Below are 19475 nucleotides of genomic sequence, written 5' to 3'. Positions count from 1 at the left end.
AATTTTTTATATTTTTAAAATATATTAATTATAATATTTCTATTGTAAACTTTTAATAAAAGAATAATAATAAAAATTTATTATATATTTTTGTTTTAATAATTAGTTTTACTCAATATTTTTATTATTAAAAATTTTATTATAATAAAATTTTAAAATTTTATTATTTTTTTTATTATAAATATATTAATAATATAGTTTATTTTTTATAAACATTTTTTTAATTTTATGATATGAGGTAATTATAATTATGAATCCTATGATAAATATTGCTACTTCTGCAATTAGGAAAGCAGGAAATTTTATTATAAAATGTTATGATTCTAATTTTTTTTTTGAAAAAAAATATGATGGAAATTATTTATTTTTTAATGAAATAATTAAAAAATCTGAAAATATAATAATTAATGAAATACATAAATATTATCCTAATCATATTTATATAACTGATAAAAATATTAATTTTAAATTAAAAAAAACAAAAATATATTGGTTTATAAATTCTTTAGATGGTCTTTTTAATTTTAATAATAAATTTCCTCATTTTTGCACTTTAATATCAAATTTTATTAATAATAATATTTTTATGTCAGTTATATATGATCCATTAAGAAATGAATTATTTACTTCTATAAAAGGAGAAGGATCTAAATTAAATGGATATAGAATGAGATGCAATAATAAAAAAATAAATAATAATATAATTTTATCTATTAATATTTCTAAAGAAAATAAATTAGTAAAAAATAAATATATAGAAATATTTAAAATGCTTTTAAAAAAAAACATTAAAATTAGAATGACAGGATCTGATATTCTTGATTTTGCATATGTTGCATCTGGAAGATTAGATTGTTTAATAATTGAAAAAGATAATATTTTTAATTTTTTGTCAGGAGAATTACAAGTTAAAGAGTCAGGAGGTTTAACTAACAAAATATTAAAAAATTTTAATATTAACATTAACAATAATACTGTTATTGTAGGTAATAATAGAAGTATTAAAAAAATAATTTTTTAATATTTTATTAATTATTTAAATTAAATAAAACATTTTTGATTGTTAAAATAATATATTTAAAATATTTAAAATTTATTTTTTTTCATATAAAAATTTATTATTAATAATTATTTTTAATAAAATTTTTGTAAATAATTATGTTAAAATTAATACTATTAATTTAGTAATTAAAAATTATATATTATGAATAAATTCATGTATATTTTTTTTAAATTATATTTAAAAATATGAAAAAAATATTTGAAAAATTGTATAAATTAAAAAATTTAAATTTTTTAGAAAGTTATAAACTTTTTAAAAACATATATTATAAAAATATAAATAATTCTGAAATAACATCAGCAATAGTTTTAATGAAATCTAAAAAAGAAACTTTATACGAAATATTAGGTGCAGTAAAAAGTTTTTTAAAAAGAAAAAAAAATTTTGATAGTCCTAAATATTTATTTTCAGATATTACAGGAACAGGAGGTGATTATAAAAATGGAATAAATATTTCTACAATCAGTGCAATAGTAGCAGCTTCTGCTGGATTTAAAATAGCAAAACATTGTAATTATAATATTACTGGAAAATTCGGTTCTGCTAATTTTTTAAAAAAAAATAAAATAAATATTAATATTTCTTCTGAAGAATCTAGAAAAAATTTAGATGATTTAAATATATGTTTTTTATTATCACCACTATATTATAATAGTTTTAAACATGTTAAGAATATAAGAAGAAATTTAAAAATAAGAACAATTTTTAATTTAATAGGTCCATTATTAAATCCTTCTAGACCTCCTTTATCTGTTATAGGAGTATATCATTTAAGATTATTACCGATTATTACTAAAATTTGTAAAATTTTAAAATATAAAAGAGTAATTTCAGTACATAGTAATAATTATGATGAAGTAACTTTATATGGACCAACATATGTTAGTGAATTAAATGAAGGAAAAATAAAAAAATATAAAATATATCCAGAAGATTTTGGTTTTAAAACTTATAATGAAAAAAAAATTTTAAAAATTAAAAATTGTACAAAAAATATTATTGAAGGTATAGGGGACAATATATATTTAGAAACTATATCAGCAAATGTTTCTATAATTTTAAAAACTTTTGGAGAAGAAAATATAAAATATAATGCTAATTATATTCTTAAACTTATAAAAAAAGGTGTAATAAAAAAATTTATAGAAAAAATATCTAATAGGAAAAAAAATGAATAAAAATTTTTTAAAAAAAATTTTATATTATAAAAAAGAATATATAAAAAAAATAAAAAAAAATTTTCCATTAAATGAATTTAAACATTTAATAAAAAATACTAACTTAAATTTTAAAAATTGTATTAGTAAAAAAGGAACTTCTTTCATATTAGAAATTAAAAAATCTTCTCCTTCTTTAGGATTAATTTGCAAAAATTTTAACATTTCAAAAATAGTAAAATGCTATAATAAATATGCATCTGCAATATCAGTAATTACAGAAGAAAAATATTTTAATGGAAGTTTAAAATATTTGAAATATGTTAGAAAACATACAAAATTACCAATTTTATGTAAAGATTTTTTTATAGATGATTATCAAATTTATTTATCTAGATTTTTAGGTGCTGATGCTATTTTATTAATGTTGTCAATTTTAAAAGACAATGAATATATTAAATTTTTTAAAATAGCTAAATCTATGAATTTGTGTGTATTAACTGAAGTAAATAATAAAACTGAAATAGATAGAGCTATTAATTTAAAATCTGAAATTTTCGGTATAAACAATAGAAATTTAAAAGATTTTTCTATAGATATAAAAAAAACTAAAGAACTATATAAATTTATACCTAAAAATAATATTGTAATTAGTGAATCTGGAATATCTAATAATTCAGACATTAATTATATAAAAAAATATGTAAATGGATTTTTAATAGGATCATCTATAATGTCTAAAAATAATATAGATTTGGCTATAAAAAAAATTATTTTTGGAAATAATAAAATATGTGGAATAACTAGAAAAAAAGATATTATATATTCTTCTTATTATGGTGCTATATATATAGGAATTATTTTTGTAAAATCTTCTAATAGATATATTAATTTGAAAAATTCTAGAGAACTTTTTTTTTGTAATTCTATAAAATATGTAGGAGTTTTTAAAAATGAAAAAATTTATAAAATAAAATATATATCTGAAAAATTTAATTTACATGCAGTACAATTACATGGTGAAGAAGATCAAGAATATATAAATATGTTAAGAAAAGTTTTAAAAAAAAATATTAATATATGGAAAGCTATAGGAATAAATAACAGTATTCCAAATCTAAATTTTAATAATGTAAATTATATTATTTTAGATAATATAATACCTGGAAGTGGTAAGACATTTAATTGGTCTTTGTTAAATAAAATAAATATGAAAAAAATATTTTTATCAGGAGGAATTAACATTAAAAATTTAAAAAAAGCATTAAATACTAAATGCTACGGATTAGACTTAAATTCTGGATTAGAAAAAAAAATTGGTATAAAAGATAAAAATAAAATATCAAAAATATTTTTTAAAATAAAAAACAATATAATATAAAGAAATTATTAAAAATGACTATTTTAAATTCATATTTCGGAAAATTTGGTGGTATGTATGTTCCTCAAATATTAGTTCCTGCTTTATTGCAATTAGAAAAATATTTTATAAAATATATTAAAAATAAAAATTTTATAAGAAAATTTAAAGAACTATTAAATAATTATGCTGGAAGACCAACTCCATTAACTTTGTGTAAAAATATTACTTTTGGAACAAATACTAAATTATATTTAAAAAGAGAAGATTTATTACATAGTGGAGCTCATAAAATAAATCAAGTTATTGGTCAAGCTTTATTAACAAAAAAAATGAAAAAAACTAATATAATAGCAGAAACTGGAGCTGGACAACATGGAGTGTCTACAGCTATGGTATGTGCTTTACTTGATTTAAAATGTAAAATATATATGGGTAGTAAAGATATATATAGACAAAATACTAATGTTATGAAAATGAAATTATTAGGAGCAAAAGTAATTCCAGTTAACACAGGAACAAAAACTTTAAAAAGTGCTTGTAATGAAGCAATAAGATCTTGGTCTAATAATTATCATAATACTCATTATATGATAGGAACTTCAGCTGGACCGCATCCTTATCCTACAATTGTTCATAAATTTCAAAGTATTATAAGTAGTGAAACTAAAAAACAAATTATTAAGTTAGAAAATAAATTTCCTAATGTAATAATAGCTTGCGTAGGTGGTGGTTCTAATGCAATAGGAATATTTTCTAAGTTTTTAAATAAAGATAATATAAAATTAATAGGAGTAGAAGCAGGAGGAAAAAATAATAATAAAAATGGTGCATCTTTAAAATATGGAAAAATTGGAATTTATTTTGGAATGAAATCTAATATTATTCAAGATAATTATGGACAAATTAAAGATTCTCATTCAATTTCCGCTGGTTTAGATTTTCCATCAGTAGGTCCTGAACATGCATGGTTAAATTACATAAAAAAAGTAAAATATGTTACTATAAATGATAAAGATGCTGTAGATGCATTTAAAATATTATGTAAAAAAGAAGGTATAATACCAGCATTAGAATCTTCTCATGCATTAGCATATGCTATTAAAATAATTAAAAAAAATCCAATTAAAAAACAAACTATTATAGTAAATTTATCTGGAAGAGGAGATAAAGATATTTATTCTGTTAGTAGTTTTGTTAAAAAATAAAAATATATATTATGAAAACAAGATATAATAATCTTTTTATAAATTTGAAAAAGAATAATGAAAAATGTTTTATACCATTTATAGTACTAGGTGATCCTAATTTTGAAACTTCATTAAATATAATAGATAATATAATAAAAAATGGTGCAGATGCTATTGAAGTTGGAATTCCATTTTCAGATCCTTTTGGTGATGGACCTATAATACAAAATGCAAATTTAAGAGCAATAAATTCTAAAATTACTGTTTCTAAATGTTTTAAAATTTTAAAAATTTTAAGAAAAAAATATTTTAAAATACCTATAGGATTATTAACATATGCAAATATAGTTTTTTGTAATGGAATAAAAAATTTTTATAAAAAATGTTATGAAGTTGGTTTAGATTCTATATTAATAGTTGATGTTCCTGTTGAGGAATCAAGTGTTTTTTATAAACATTCATTAAAAAATAAAGTTTCACAAATTTTTTTATGCCCTCCTAATGTAGAAGATTATACATTAAATAAAATAATAAAAATGTCTAATGATTATATATATATAATTTCTAAACCAGGTGTAACTGGAATTTTTAATAATAAAATTTTTAATACAGATACTATTTCTAATAGAATAAAAAAAATTTCTGATATACCTTTAATTCAAGGTTTTGGAATATATTCAAAAAATCAAATAAAAAATATATTAAAATCAAAAATAGATGGAGTAATATGTGGTTCTATAATAGTAAATCAAATAGAAAAATATTTACATAATAAAAATAAAATAATTAAAAAAATTAATAATTTAATAAAAAAATTTAAAGAATCTACAAAAATATAGTATTTTTTTATAATTGTTTTTATTTTAAATATTTTTTAATAAATAAAAACTTTTATATTTATTTAATAATACTTTACATAGTATAAAACTTTTTATGGTGATATTATAATGTTTATTAAAGAAACTAATTTATTTATAGAAACATTTGATTTTATTAAAAAAAATATAATAAAAATTTTTTTGATATCTATATTTTATTCTTTTTTATTAGTTGTATCTGATTTTTATATTATTCCTACAATACAAAGAATTTATTTTTCAGTTCTTCAAAAAGATAATAATATGTATTCTTTAATACATATATTTGATTTTATGACTTTTTATAATAAAAAAATGTTTTTACAATTTTCTTTTTTAAGAAATGTAGTTTATATAACTAGTATTACTTTTATTATAGAAAGTATAATAATGATAGCTCATTTTAAAATATTTGAAAAAAAAAATAATTTATATAAATTATACAAAAAATTTTTTTATATTTTTCCAAATTTATTTGTATTAATATTTTTTATAAATGTAATAGTGCAAATAGGATTAGTGTTATTAATATTTCCTGCTATAATTTTTTCTATTTTTCTTTCGTTGTCTCCTATAATTTTAATGATAGAAAAAAAAAGTATGTTTTTGTCTATAAAAAAAAGTTTATTAATTTGTTTTTTAAAATATAAAGAATTATCTTTTCCTATAATATTATGGTTATTAGTAAAATTTGCATTATTAACAATTAGTACAATTTTTAAATTCAGTCCAGAAAATTTATTTTGTTTTTTATATAATTCTATATCTAATTTTTTTTTATGTATATTAATAGTATATTTATTTAAATTTTATTCTTTATTTAAACCTATTAAAAAATTTTAAATCTTGATTTAATATTTATTTATATTTTAATATAATTTAAATTTAATAATATTAATTAAAAAAAAAATATTTAAAAAAGTTTTATTTTTAAAAATATTTAAAAAATATTTTTATATAGTTTTTTTGTTTTTTTATTTTTAAAATTATTAAAAAAAATTTATATTTTTTTTGGAAAATATTATGAATAATATAAATAAAAATTTTCCACAAGGAAAATTAGTTATAAGAACTTTAGCTATGCCAAAAGATATAAATGTAAATGGTGATATTTTTGGTGGATGGATAATGTCTCAAATAGATTTAGGAGGAGCAATATTGGCAAAAGAAATATCAAAAGGAAAAGTAACTACTTTAAGAGTAAAAGATATAATATTTTTAAAACCTATTTCTATAGGAGATTTAGTTAGTTGTTATGCAAAATTATATAAAATAGGAATAAGTTCTATTAATATTAAAATTGAAATTTGGACAAAAAAAATTAGTTCAAAATTAATAGGTGCTAATAATATAGTAGCTAAAGCTAATTTAATATATGTTGCTATAGATGAAAACAAAAATACAAGATTTGCATATAATAACTATTTTATAGAAAAAAATAATTTTAAATTTTAAATAAAATATTTAATCTATTATAATTTTTAACAAATTAAAAAATTATATTTTAATTATATAAAATATTTTATATTTAATTTTTATTATAAAAATTTTTAATATATAATATTTATATTTTTAATATAATTAATAATATTTTTTTTGAAATAAAAAATTTTTATATATTTTTTTATAAAAAAATATTTTATAAATATATTTTAAAATATTTAAAAAATATTTTTAATTTATAAAAAATAATTTTTTATTTTTTTTGAATAATTAAAATAATTAAGTATTATTTTTAATTATTCAAAAATTATTTTAATTATATTTTTTTATTAAAAACTTTACTAATTTGTAATTTAGAATGATATGATGATCTTACTAAAGGTCCACAAAATATATTTTTAAATCCTATTTTTTTTGCTAACACTTTTAATTTATAAAATTCTTTTATAGTAAAATATTTTTTTACTGGAAAATGTTTTAAACTAGGTTGTAAATATTGACCAATAGTTATCATATCTACATGATTTTTTTTTAAATCTTTTATTACATCTATTATTTCACTATATTTTTCTCCTAATCCAACCATAAAACCAGATTTTGTTAATAAATAAGGATTTTTTTCTTTAAATTTTTTTAAAAGATATAATGAATTTTTATAATTAGCTCCTTTTCTTACATATTTATATAATCTAGGAACACTTTCTATATTATGATTAAAAATGTCTGGAGGACATTTTGATATTTTTTTTATAGCATAATTAATACATTTTTTAAAATCTGGAACTAATATTTCTATAGTAGTATTTAAATTATTTTTTTTTATTTCTTTAATACATTTTACAAAATGGTTAGAACCACCATCTTTTAAATCATCTCTATTAACAGATGTTATTACTACATGTTTTAAATTAATTAAATTTACTACTTTTGCTATTTTTTTAGGTTCATTAATATCAATTTTTTTAGGTCTTCCTTTAAAAACAGCACAAAATGAACATTTTCTAGTACATATATTTCCTAATATCATGAAAGTTAAAGTTTTTTTATTAAAACATTCATATATATTAGGACATAAAGCTTCTTCACAAACAGAATGTAAATTATTAATTTTTATAATATTTTTTATATTTTTTATTTTTTTATCATTTGAAGGAAATTTAGAAATTATCCATTTAGGTTTTTTTAAAATTTTTTTATACGTTTTAGAAAAGATAGTTGTACTTTTATAATGTATATCTTTCATATAAATATAATTTATCCTTATAAAAGTTATTAATATTTTTTATAAAAATTTTAATTAAAAAATTATTTATTTCATTTATAAAATTTTTTCATAAAAAGTTTTATATTTATTTTTAGTATTTTTTTTACATTATTTATTAATATATTTTTATTATAAAATTTCATTTGAGTCATTTTAATATTTTTATTATTACATGGAATTATTAATTTAAATGGAAATAAATCCATATCTATATTTAAAGAAAATCCATGCATGGAATATCCTTTTTTTATACATAATCCTATAGAACAAATTTTTTTTTTATTTACATATATACCTGGATTTTTTTTATCATAATATCCTTTTATATTAAAATATTTTAAAGTTTTTATTATAATTTTTTTTATTATATAAATTAAAAAAAATATTTTTCTTCTATTTTTTAATTTAATTAAAAAATATACTAATTGCTGACCTATACCATGATATGTAATACCACCACCTCTATTAGTAAAATAAGTATTAATTTTTTTAGTAATATAATATTTTTTACTATGAATATTTTTTCCTAATGTAAATACTGAAGGATGTTCTACAAACCATATTTGATCTATAATATATTTTTTTTTTAAAAATTTTTTCATATCATAAAAAGTATTCTTCCATTTTTTTATTCCTAAATCTTTAAAAATAAAATTTTTATTTTTATATTTTTTTTTTTTCATTTTATTTTATATATAAACAATTTTTATTTTAATAAAAAAAATTTTATTTCATGTATTAAAAATTCTATTCCAGATGCCATTAACAATATACCCATTATTTTAGTTATTATATTAATTCCATTTTCTCCAAAAATTTTTATAAAAAAATTCGATAAATTAAATAATGTCCAACAAATATATGAAAAAATAGCAATTATAATAGAACAAAATATTAAATTTAAAATGTTATTATGTTTTGTACTCCATATTATAATAGAACTTATTACACCAGGACCTGCTATTAATGGAATTGCTAATGGTACTATACTAATATCCTTTTTTATTTTATTTAAATTATTTTTTTTATTAAAATTTTTATTTTTTCTATAAATTTTATCATTTATCATAGACATAGCCATACTAGTAATTAATATTCCTCCTGCAATTCTAAAAGAATGTATAGAAATTCCAAATATATTTAAAATTTTATATCCAAAGAATAGTGAGAATAATAATATAAAAAAAACTGTTATATTAACTTTATAATTTGTTATCTTTCTTTCTTTAGAACTTTGATCACTAGTAATACTTATAAATATTGGAATCATTCCTATAGGATTTATTAAAATAAATAAATTTAAAAAAAAACTTATATATAAAAAAATATCTAATGATTTCAAATACATTTTTTTTATACCTCAAAAATATTATTTTTTATTAAAATATAAAAAATTATAAATATTTTAAAATTTTTAAAAAATATAATATATTATGTACAATAATAAATATAATTTTATTTTAAAAAATATTATTATAATTATAATAAATTAAACATATTATATTATATTAAAAATTATATATCTTAATTTTTTTTTATAATATAAAAATATAAAATTATATTATTTATATTTTTATAAAATATTTTATTTAAAAAATATTATTTAAACCATTACTTATATGAATAATTTGTCCTGATATTCCAATAGATAAATTTGAACATAAAAAAGAAGCTATATTTCCTATTTGAAAAATATTTATATTATTTTTATTTAATATTTTTTTTTTAGAATTATTATAAATTTCAAAAAAATTTTTTATTACATATGAAGATGTTGTTCTAATTGGATTTGTCGAAATTGCATTAACTCTTATATCATATTTTTTAAAATAATAATCTATATATTTTACATTTGATTCTAAAGATGCTTTAGCTGGACCCATTACATTATAGTTCGGAACTACTATATTAGATCCTAAATAAGATATTGTTAATAAAGAAGAATTTTTGTTTAACATATTTTTACATTCTTTAGATAAAGCTACTAAACTATAAGAACTTATTTCATGAGATAAAATAAAACTTTTTCTATCTATTATGTCTAAATAATCTTTAGTAAATTGAATAGAAGGAGCAAATGCAATAGAATGAACAAATCCATCAAATTTTTTCCAATATTTTGACAATTTAAAAAATAATTTTTTTATGCTAATATCACTAGATACATCACATTTTAAAATTATTTTACAATTGTTTTTTTTTGCAAAATTTTTTATAAATTTTTTATCTTTTTTATTAAAGTATGTTATAGCTAAATTTGCTTTATGAAATATCATGGATTTAGCAATTCCATATGCTATCGAAAATTTATTTCTAATTCCCATTATTAAAATTTTTTTGTTAAAAAGTAAATTTTTATTTTTCATATTTTGATAAATTATATAATTTATAAATGGTTAAAAAAAAATATTTTTATTTTTTTACTTTAGTTATGTTATTAATATTTTTATAATATATCAATATTATTAGTATCTTTATATAAAATATTAATATAAAAAAATTTTTTTATAAAAAATAATAATATACAATATTTAAAAATTATTTTTTAATAAATTTTTATTAATGGAATTTTTTTTAAAACTATACCTCCTCCTAGACATATATTATAAATATAAAATACAGCAGATTGACCAGGAGTAATAGATGAAATAGGATGTTCAAATATTACTATTAATATATTATTACTTTTTAATTTTATTAAACAATTAAAAACTTTTTTTTGATGTCTTATTTTTACAGAACAAAAAAAATATTGATTAATATTTATTTTAACTAAAAAATTTACTTTATTTATTATCATTCCTTTAGACATTAAATAAGGATTATTAAATCCTTTAGATACTATTAAAATATTTTTTTTTATATTTTTTTTTATAACATATATAGGAGAATTATTTATTACATTATTTTTTATTATATTACCTATTTTTCTTCTTTGTCCTAAAGTATAATTATGTAATCCATTATGTTTTCCAATAAATTTTCCAGAAATTGTAAATATTTTTCCATTTTTTACAGAAATATATTTTTTTAAAAATTTTTGAAAATTTTTAGGTCCTATAAAACATATTCCTGTAGAATCTTTTTTATTTGCTGTAGGCATTTTTAATTTTTTAGCAATTAATCTAACTTTTTCTTTTTTCATATTTCCTATTGGAAATAAAATTTTTTTTAATTGTTTTTTTTTTAATGTATATAAAAAATAACTTTGATCTTTTTTTTTATCTATACTTTTTTTTAAAAAAATTTTTTTATTAATATATACTAATTTTGCATAATGACCAGTTGCTATAAAATCAGCTTTTAATTTTTTTATAGAAAAATTTAAAAAAACATTAAATTTTATTTCTTTGTTACATAAAATATCTGGATTTGGAGTATTTCCTTTTTTTAATTCATTTAAAAATTTTATAAAAACTTTTTCCCAATATTCTATAGAAAAATTTATTTTATGAAATGGAATTTTAATTATATTACAAACATTTTTAACATCTTCTATATCTTTTTTAGAAGAACAAAAATTTTTTTTATCATCATCTTCCCAGTTTTTCATAAATAATCCTTCTACATCATATTTTTTTTTTAATATCCAAGCTGATACTGATGAATCAACTCCTCCTGACATAGCTACTATAACTTTTTTTTTTCTCATATTGTTTAAAAATCATTATTTTTTATTAAAGATTATATAATATAAATGTTTTTTTTATATATTATAAAAAAAATATTTATATATCATAACAATATATGAACATATTTTTAAAATTAATTAATAAATTTTAATAATATTATATTTTTTAATAAAATGTTTATAATATAAAAATAATAATAAAATATTTTATTAAAAAAATGAAAAATATAAGAAATTTTTCTATTATAGCTCATATAGATCATGGAAAATCTACTTTATCAGATAGAATTATTCAAATATGTAAAGGATTACCTAAAAGAGAAATGAAAAATAGAATTTTGGATTCTATGGAATTAGAAAAAGAAAGAGGAATTACTATTAAAGCTCAAAGTGTTTCATTAAAATATAAATCTATATCTGGAAAAAGTTTTTTTTTAAATTTAATAGATACACCAGGGCATGTAAATTTTTCTTATGAAGTTTCTAGATCTTTATATGCATGTGAAGGTGTTATTTTAATAATAGATTCTACTCAAGGAGTTGAAGCACAAACATTAGCTAATTGTATATTTGCATTAAAAATGAAATTAAAAGTAATACCAGTATTAAATAAAATTGATTTACCAACTTCAAATATATCAAAATCTATAAAAGAAATAGAAGAAATAATAGGAATTACATCAGAAAATTGTATAAAGTGTTCAGCTAAAACAGGAGAAGGAGTTATAAAATTATTAGAGAAAATAATAAGTTTTATACCACATCCAAGTGGATGTGAAACAGATATGTTGCAAGCATTGATAATAGATTCATGGTTTGATAATTATTTGGGAGTAATTATTTTAATAAGAATAAAAAATGGAACATTATTTGAAAATTCTAAAATAAAAATAATAAATAATGGATATATTTTCAAAATAGAAAAAGTAGGAATTTTTACTCCTAAAAAAATTTATAAAAAATGTTTAAAATCAGGAGAAATAGGATGGGCAATATGTGGTACTAAAAATATTTCTTATATATCAGTAGGAAATACTATAACTAATTTTAATAATAAAGAAAAAATTCTTGTAGAAAAAATTAATAAAATAAATCCTCAAATATATATAAGTTTTTTTCCTATAAAATCTGAAAAATATAAAATTTTAAAAGATGGAATAAAAAAATTAAGTTTAAATGATAATGCTTTACATTATGAAACTGAGCATTCTAATGCTTTAGGATTTGGATTTAGATGTGGTTTTGTAGGTTTATTACATATGGAAATAATAAGGGAAAGGTTAGAAAGAGAATACCATGTAGAGATAATATCTACAGCTCCTAATGTAATATATAAAATATTTACTAAAAAAAATAAAGTTTTGTATGTAGACAATCCTTCTAAATTTCCAGAAAAACAATATATAAAATATATAAAAGAACCTTTTTCTAAATGTACAATTTTTTCTCCAATAAAATTTTTTGGAAAAATAATAAATCTATGTATAGAAAAAAGAGGAAAACAAATAAAAACTAAATATTATGAAAATCAAGTTTGTATGATATATGAAATACCTACATCTGAAATAATTATTGATTTTTTTGATAGATTAAAATCTATTTCTAAAGGATATGCTTCTTTAGAATATAAATTTTTAAAATATAAAAAATCAGATGTAGTAAAATTAGATATATTAATAAATTCAGAAAAAATTGATCCTCTTTCTCATATTATCTATAATAATAATATAAACATTTTTTCTAAAAAAATATTAAAAAAAATAAAAAAAACTATTTCTAGACATCAATTTAATATTTCAATACAAGCTTGTATAGGAAATAAAATAATTGCTAAAGAAAATATTAGACAATTAAGAAAAAATGTACTTTCTAAATGTTATGGAGGTGACATAACAAGAAAAAAAAAATTATTACAAAAACAAAAATATGGAAAAAAGAAGTTAAAAAAAGTTGGTAAAATAAATATGTCTCAAGAAACATTTTTTTCAATTTTAAAAAAATAAAAAATTTAAGAGTAAAAATAAAATGTATAATTTAATTACAAACATTATTATATTCTTTACATTTATAACATTTATATTTTGGATATATGAAAAATTTATTATTAATTTTTTAAATAAAAATTATTTTTTCAAAAAAAATAATATAATTACATTTATTAGTTCATTTTTTTATACATTTTTAATTATATTTTTAATAAAATCATTTTTTTATGAATCTTTTAGGATAAAATCAAATTCTATGTTTCCAACATTAATAGATGGAGATTTTGTAATAGTAGAAAAATTTTCTTATGGAATTAAAGATCCAATATTTAATAAAACTATAATAAATTACGAAAAACCACAGAATGGAGATGTAGTTATATTTAAATATCCTAAAAATGAAAACATTTTTTTTATAAAAAGAATAGCAGCAATACCAGGAGATATAATAAAATACAATGTTTTAGAAAACAAAATTTACATATATAGAAAATATATAAAAAAAAACAAAATTTATATTAAAAAAATATCTTCTTTTAATAATATTAAAAATTTTAATTGTAAAAATGAAGTAAAAAAATATAATTATTATTCATATAAAATCTTTTCAATTAAAAAAAATATATTTTTTTTTAAAAAGTTTATAGAAAATAAAAAAAATAATTTACATATATTTTTTGTTCCTAAAAATAATTATTTTGTTTTAGGAGATAATTTAAAAAATAGTTTAGATAGTAGATTTTGGGGTTTTGTTCCAGAAAAAAATTTTATTGGAAAAGTTAAAATTATTTGGATGAGTATTGATAATAGTAATAATAGATATTTAGGAAACATAATTTTTAAAAGAATTGGAATTTTATTATAAATAAAAATATATTTTTTTTTAAATAAAATATATTTATAATTAATGTATAAAATTGGTAAAATATGAATTTTATAGAAATAAAAAAAATAGAAAAAACTATAGGTTATATTTTTAATAAAAAAGAATTATTAAAACAAGCTTTGACTCATAGAAGCGCAAGTAACAAACATAATGAAAGATTAGAATTTTTAGGTGATTCTATTTTAAGTTTTATAATAGCTAATGCTTTATATAAATGTTTTCCTTTAGTTAATGAAGGAGATATGAGTAGAATGAGAGCTACTTTAGTTAGAGGAAATACTTTAGCTCAAATAGCTCATAAATTTGATTTAGGAGAATATTTAAAATTAGGTCAGGGAGAACTAAAAAGTGGAGGATTTAGAAGAGAATCTATATTATCAAATACTGTAGAAGCTTTGATAGGAAGTATTTTTTTAGATAGTAATATAAAAATAACTGAAAAACTAATATTAAAATGGTATTATAATAGATTGAAACATATAAATCCTGAAGATACTAAAAAAGATCCAAAAACTAGATTACAAGAATTTTTGCAATCTAAACATTTACCTTTACCTACATATTTTATAATACAAGTATATGGAGAAGCACATAGTCAATTATTTACTATTAGATGTAAAATATACGGAGTAAAAAATAATATTGTAGGAATAGGAGCTAGCAGAAGAAAAGCTGAGCAAGATGCAGCTAAAAGAGCTTTATTAAAATTAGGAATAGAATAATAAAATAAAAATTATGAAAAATATGTTTTGTGGAACTATATTAATAGCAGGTAAAACAAATGTAGGAAAATCTACTTTATTTAACAAATTAATAGGTAATAAAATATCAATAATTTCTAATAGAAAAAATACTACAAAAAAATATATTTTAGGAGTAGATAATGACATTAATTATCAATCAATTTTTATAGATACTCCTGGATTTAACAAAAAAAAATATAAAAAAAATAAATTAAAGATTTTTAACAAAAATTTTTATATAGATATAATAATATTAGTAATAGATAGAACTATATGGAAAAAAGAAGATGAAACAATTTTAAAAAATTTAAATAAAAATAAAAAACCAATAATGTTAGTTATTAATAAAATAGATAAAATTAAAAAAAAAGAAATTTTGTTACCTTTTTTACAAAATATTTATAATAGCAATAAATTTTTTAAATTAATTCCTATTTCTGCTAAAAAAAAATATAATATTTTAGAAATAAAGAATATTATAAAAAAAAAATTACCTATTAGAAATCACATTTTTAAAAAAAATTTTTTTACCTATAATACAAAAAAATTTTTTATATCAGAAATAGTTAGAGAAACGTTTATGCATTATTTACAACAAGAAGTTCCATATAAATTAAAAATTAAAATAGAAATTATAAAAAAAATATTAAATAAAGAACTTTATATAAAAATATTAATAATAGTAAAAAATAATAGACATAAAAAAATAGTTATTGGAAAAAATGGAAGTATGATAAAAAAATGTAATATTAGATCAAGAATAGAAATAGAAAAAATATTAAAAAAAAAAATACATCTTTATATTAATGTTTTATATAAAAAAAATTAATGAAATTTTAATAAAATATATATTTTAAAAAAATATAATTATAAAATAAGTATTAAATTTATTATGAGTATAATAGGAATAGGAATAGATATAATTAAAAAAAGCAGAATTGAAAAAATTAAAAATTTATTTAAAAATAAATTTGCAAAAAAAATTTTGCATAAATTAGAATTTAAAAAATATAAATTTTCAAAAGATAAAATAAAATTTTTAACAAAAAGATTTTCAGTAAAAGAAGCATTTGTTAAATCTTTAGGAATTGGAATAAGAAATGGTATATCATTTAAAGATTTAAAAATATATAATAATAATTTAGGAAAACCTAAAATAAAAGTATTTAAAAAAACTTTAAAATTTTTAAAAAAAAATAATGTAATTCAAATACATATTAGTATAAGTCATGAAAAAAAATATTTTTGTTCTATGGTTATATTAGAAAATTAATTGTATAAATAAAAAGAAAATAATACTTATATAAAATATGTAAAAGTATTATTTTCTTTTATTTTTAAAAAAATTTTTTATTACACTTATACATTTATATTTAAAAATGTTATTTTTTATTTTAATATTTTTTTTTAAAAACAATTTAAAAATGTTAAAATTGTAATAATTAGAATTAGCACCATAAACTAACTTATATATTCTACTGTTTAGAATAGCTCCTAAACACATTAAACAAGGTTGTAATGTTACATATAAAATAGTATTTAATAATCTATAATTTTTAAAAAAAATACCTCCTTTTCTTAAAACAACAATTTCTGCATGAGCTGTTGGATCATTTTTTAAGATAGAATTATTATATCCCTTAGCAATAATTTTATTTTTAAAAACTAATACAGCACCTACAGGAACTTCATTTTTTTCATTAGCTTTTTTTGCTAAAATTAAAGCTTCTTTCATATAATATTTATCATATTTGCTCAACTATTTTTATCCAAAAATTTTTTATTAAAGTAAAGTTAAAAAAAAATACAAAATTATCTTAAAGATTTTTTAATAAATCTCATTTTTTCAATATTCCATTCTTTTTCTTTTTTTGAACTTCTTTTATCAGACATTTTTTTACCTTTAGCCAAGCCAATTTTTATTTTGCATAAAAAATTTTTCCAAAATAAACATATAGGAACTATAGTAATTCTTTTTGAGTAAATTTTACTTATTAAATATAATATTTCTTTTTTTTTTAATAATAATTTAATTTTTCTATTTTCTTTACATATTTCATTTTTAGTAGAATTATTAAGAAATTTTATATTGGAATTAATTAAATATACATTATTTTTTATTATAGAAATATAACTATTTAATATATTTATATTATTTTTTCTTATAGATTTTATTTCCCATCCTTTTAATATTAAACCAGCATTAATTGTTTTAATTATATTAAAATTATAATATACTTTTTTATTAAATAAAAAAATTTTTTTTTTCATATGTGTTTATAAAATAAATATATATTCTTATTAATAAGAAAAAATAATAATATTATTTTCATTTTTATAATAAAAATTTTATATATCAATATATAAAATTATAAATATACAAATATATAATAAATACTATTTTAATTTTTTGTTTACAATTACCATGGCTGGTCTTAATAATCTTTTATGCAATAAATATCCTTTTTGTACAATATTTACTACAAAATTATTTTCTATTTTTTTAGAATAATTTATAGATATTGCTTGATGAATATTTGGATCAAATTTTATATTTATATCTTTTATTTCAAAAACTTTAAATTTATTTAATAATTTTATAAAACTATTCAATATATTTTCTAATTTTATTAAAAAATTTTTAATAAGTATATTTTTTATATTATTTTTTAATTTAATAGCTATTTCTATACTATCTATTATGGGAAGAATTTCTATAATAACTTTTTCCAAAGAAAATTTGTAACTATTTTCTAATTCTAAATTTAATCTTTTTATATTTCTTTCCAAATTTTTTTTTATATTTATTTTTTTTTCTAATATCTCTTTATATAATTTTTTTATTTTTATTAAAATTTTTTTATGTTTTAATAATAATTCTTTTTTTTCTAATTTTAAAATTTTTATTTTATTTTTTAAAGAAATTTTATGTTTTTTTTTCATATTAATACCTAAACATTTTTTTACAAAAATTTTACATTTTTATAATATAAAAAATTTAAAATTAAATTTATAAAACATAATATATTTATAAATCCGGTGCGGACGGGATTTGAACCCGTGACCCTCGGCGTGACAAGCCGATATTCTAACCAACTGAACTACCGCACCAACTATATATTATATTATAATATATAAAAATTAGTAAATCAACTTTTTTAATAACAAAAATTAGAAAAAAAATTATTTTTTTTTAATTTTATTTAAATATTTTTTATGTAATAATATTTCTGATTTATTTGCTAACTTTAATATATTTTTTAATATTTTTTTTTTATATACTTTAGAAGTATTACATTTTTTTTTTTTTTTAAAAAAATTTATTTCTTTTTGTTTTCTTGTCATTCTAATATATAATTCAGATAATATTTTTGCATCTAATATAGCACTATGAAAGTTCCTATTAAACATTTTTATTTTATATCTTTTGCATAAAGCATCTAAAGTATTTTTTTTTCCAGGATATAATTTTCTTGCTATAACTAATGTGTCTATTATATTACATATTTCATTAATTTTACTTATTTTACTATTAATAACAGATAATTCATATTCTAAAAAATTTATATCAAAAGCAGCATTATGAATTATTAAATCAGAATTTTTTATAAAATTAATAAATTTTTCTGATATATCATAAAAAATTGGTTTATCTAATAAAAATTCATTAGTTATTCTATGTATTTTAAAAGCTTTTTCTTCTATTTTTCTTTTTGGATTTAAATAACAATGAAATTTTTTACCAGTTAATTTTCTATTAATTATTTCTACAGCTCCTATTTCAATTATTCTATGTTTTTCAACATTTTTGTTTAAAATAGAATTTATTCCTGTAGTTTCTGTATCTAAAACTATTTTTCTTTTAAAATGTTTCATATAAAATTTATTATATAACT

21 protein-coding genes and 1 tRNA gene are annotated in these 19475 nt (G+C 16.2%); 12 read left to right on the top strand and 10 right to left on the bottom strand.

The window, feature by feature from the left end:
• Positions 1-250: 250 nt before the first annotated feature.
• The 7 genes from RJK19_RS00970 (at position 251) to yciA (ending at position 7082) form a co-directional block, all read left to right on the top strand.
• Positions 251-1021, top strand: a complete 771-nt coding sequence (locus RJK19_RS00970) for an inositol monophosphatase family protein (RefSeq protein ID WP_343183854.1) — start codon at positions 251-253, stop codon at positions 1019-1021.
• 227 nt (positions 1022-1248) lie between these two features.
• Positions 1249-2241 carry an anthranilate phosphoribosyltransferase gene (gene trpD, locus RJK19_RS00965; protein WP_343183853.1) on the top strand — a complete coding sequence of 331 codons (993 nt, stop codon included), beginning with the start codon at positions 1249-1251 and terminating at the stop codon, positions 2239-2241.
• Positions 2234-3601 (top strand): bifunctional indole-3-glycerol-phosphate synthase TrpC/phosphoribosylanthranilate isomerase TrpF, encoded by a 1368-nt coding sequence (gene trpCF / locus RJK19_RS00960; RefSeq protein ID WP_343183852.1) that lies wholly within the window; start codon positions 2234-2236, stop codon positions 3599-3601. Before trpD ends, trpCF begins: the two co-directional genes overlap by 8 nt.
• A gap of 14 nt (positions 3602-3615) precedes the next feature.
• Positions 3616-4788: a tryptophan synthase subunit beta gene (gene trpB, locus RJK19_RS00955; RefSeq protein ID WP_343184207.1), complete on the top strand. Its 1173-nt coding sequence runs from the start codon at positions 3616-3618 to the stop codon at positions 4786-4788.
• Positions 4789-4799: 11 nt separating this feature from the next.
• A complete protein-coding gene (trpA, locus tag RJK19_RS00950; RefSeq protein WP_343184206.1) occupies positions 4800-5609 on the top strand; it encodes a tryptophan synthase subunit alpha in 810 nt (269 codons plus the stop codon).
• Positions 5610-5717: 108 nt separating this feature from the next.
• Positions 5718-6470: a YciC family protein gene (locus RJK19_RS00945; protein ID WP_343184205.1), complete on the top strand. Its 753-nt coding sequence runs from the start codon at positions 5718-5720 to the stop codon at positions 6468-6470.
• Positions 6471-6650: 180 nt separating this feature from the next.
• Positions 6651-7082 (top strand): acyl-CoA thioester hydrolase YciA, encoded by a 432-nt coding sequence (gene yciA, locus RJK19_RS00940; protein WP_343184204.1) that lies wholly within the window; start codon positions 6651-6653, stop codon positions 7080-7082.
• 304 nt (positions 7083-7386) lie between these two features.
• Here yciA and lipA read toward each other — a convergent pair whose 3' ends face one another.
• From lipA to mnmA, 5 genes are all read right to left on the bottom strand, one after another.
• Positions 7387-8313, bottom strand: a complete 927-nt coding sequence (lipA, locus tag RJK19_RS00935) for a lipoyl synthase (RefSeq protein WP_343184203.1) — start codon at positions 8311-8313, stop codon at positions 7387-7389.
• A gap of 71 nt (positions 8314-8384) precedes the next feature.
• The gene (gene lipB / locus RJK19_RS00930) at positions 8385-9017 is read right to left on the bottom strand and encodes a lipoyl(octanoyl) transferase LipB (RefSeq protein ID WP_343184202.1); all 633 of its coding nucleotides are present in this window, start codon (positions 9015-9017) and stop codon (positions 8385-8387) included.
• Positions 9018-9040: 23 nt separating this feature from the next.
• Positions 9041-9682, bottom strand: coding sequence for a YchE family NAAT transporter (locus RJK19_RS00925; RefSeq protein WP_343184201.1), 642 nt, complete (start codon positions 9680-9682; stop codon positions 9041-9043).
• A gap of 241 nt (positions 9683-9923) precedes the next feature.
• Positions 9924-10700: an enoyl-ACP reductase FabI gene (locus tag RJK19_RS00920; RefSeq protein ID WP_343184200.1), complete on the bottom strand. Its 777-nt coding sequence runs from the start codon at positions 10698-10700 to the stop codon at positions 9924-9926.
• A gap of 179 nt (positions 10701-10879) precedes the next feature.
• Complete coding sequence (gene mnmA / locus RJK19_RS00915; protein WP_343184199.1) at positions 10880-11986, bottom strand: tRNA 2-thiouridine(34) synthase MnmA; 1107 nt, start codon at positions 11984-11986, stop codon at positions 10880-10882.
• 197 nt (positions 11987-12183) lie between these two features.
• On the opposite strand from mnmA, the gene lepA reads away from it, so the two are divergent.
• From lepA to acpS, 5 genes are all read left to right on the top strand, one after another.
• A complete protein-coding gene (gene lepA / locus RJK19_RS00910; RefSeq protein WP_343184198.1) occupies positions 12184-13968 on the top strand; it encodes a translation elongation factor 4 in 1785 nt (594 codons plus the stop codon).
• Positions 13969-13990: 22 nt separating this feature from the next.
• The gene (gene lepB / locus RJK19_RS00905) at positions 13991-14815 is read left to right on the top strand and encodes a signal peptidase I (protein WP_343184197.1); all 825 of its coding nucleotides are present in this window, start codon (positions 13991-13993) and stop codon (positions 14813-14815) included.
• Between the two features lie 62 nt (positions 14816-14877).
• A complete protein-coding gene (gene rnc / locus RJK19_RS00900; protein ID WP_343184196.1) occupies positions 14878-15558 on the top strand; it encodes a ribonuclease III in 681 nt (226 codons plus the stop codon).
• A 13-nt stretch (positions 15559-15571) separates the two neighbouring features.
• On the top strand, positions 15572-16408 hold the full coding sequence (era, locus tag RJK19_RS00895) for a GTPase Era (RefSeq protein WP_343184195.1): 837 nt from the start codon (positions 15572-15574) through the stop codon (positions 16406-16408).
• Between the two features lie 63 nt (positions 16409-16471).
• On the top strand, positions 16472-16852 hold the full coding sequence (acpS, locus tag RJK19_RS00890) for a holo-ACP synthase (protein WP_343184194.1): 381 nt from the start codon (positions 16472-16474) through the stop codon (positions 16850-16852).
• A gap of 48 nt (positions 16853-16900) precedes the next feature.
• Here acpS and tadA read toward each other — a convergent pair whose 3' ends face one another.
• From tadA to dnaQ, 5 genes are all read right to left on the bottom strand, one after another.
• On the bottom strand, positions 16901-17314 hold the full coding sequence (gene tadA / locus RJK19_RS00885; protein ID WP_428994312.1) for a tRNA adenosine(34) deaminase TadA: 414 nt from the start codon (positions 17312-17314) through the stop codon (positions 16901-16903).
• Between the two features lie 77 nt (positions 17315-17391).
• Positions 17392-17850 carry an SsrA-binding protein SmpB gene (gene smpB / locus RJK19_RS00880; protein ID WP_343184192.1) on the bottom strand — a complete coding sequence of 153 codons (459 nt, stop codon included), beginning with the start codon at positions 17848-17850 and terminating at the stop codon, positions 17392-17394.
• A 126-nt stretch (positions 17851-17976) separates the two neighbouring features.
• A complete protein-coding gene (locus RJK19_RS00875; protein WP_343184191.1) occupies positions 17977-18522 on the bottom strand; it encodes a nucleotide exchange factor GrpE in 546 nt (181 codons plus the stop codon).
• Between the two features lie 94 nt (positions 18523-18616).
• Positions 18617-18690 (bottom strand) — tRNA-Asp (locus RJK19_RS00870).
• Between the two features lie 72 nt (positions 18691-18762).
• Positions 18763-19455, bottom strand: a complete 693-nt coding sequence (gene dnaQ, locus RJK19_RS00865) for a DNA polymerase III subunit epsilon (protein WP_343184190.1) — start codon at positions 19453-19455, stop codon at positions 18763-18765.
• Positions 19456-19475: the final 20 nt, after the last annotated feature.

Source organism: Buchnera aphidicola (Ceratovacuna keduensis), assembly GCF_039372665.1.
In the GTDB taxonomy this organism is placed as follows: domain Bacteria; phylum Pseudomonadota; class Gammaproteobacteria; order Enterobacterales; family Enterobacteriaceae; genus Buchnera_G; species Buchnera_G aphidicola_D.
Note: the sequence above shows the minus strand (reverse complement) of the source record. Positions and strands in the feature narration are given on the sequence as shown.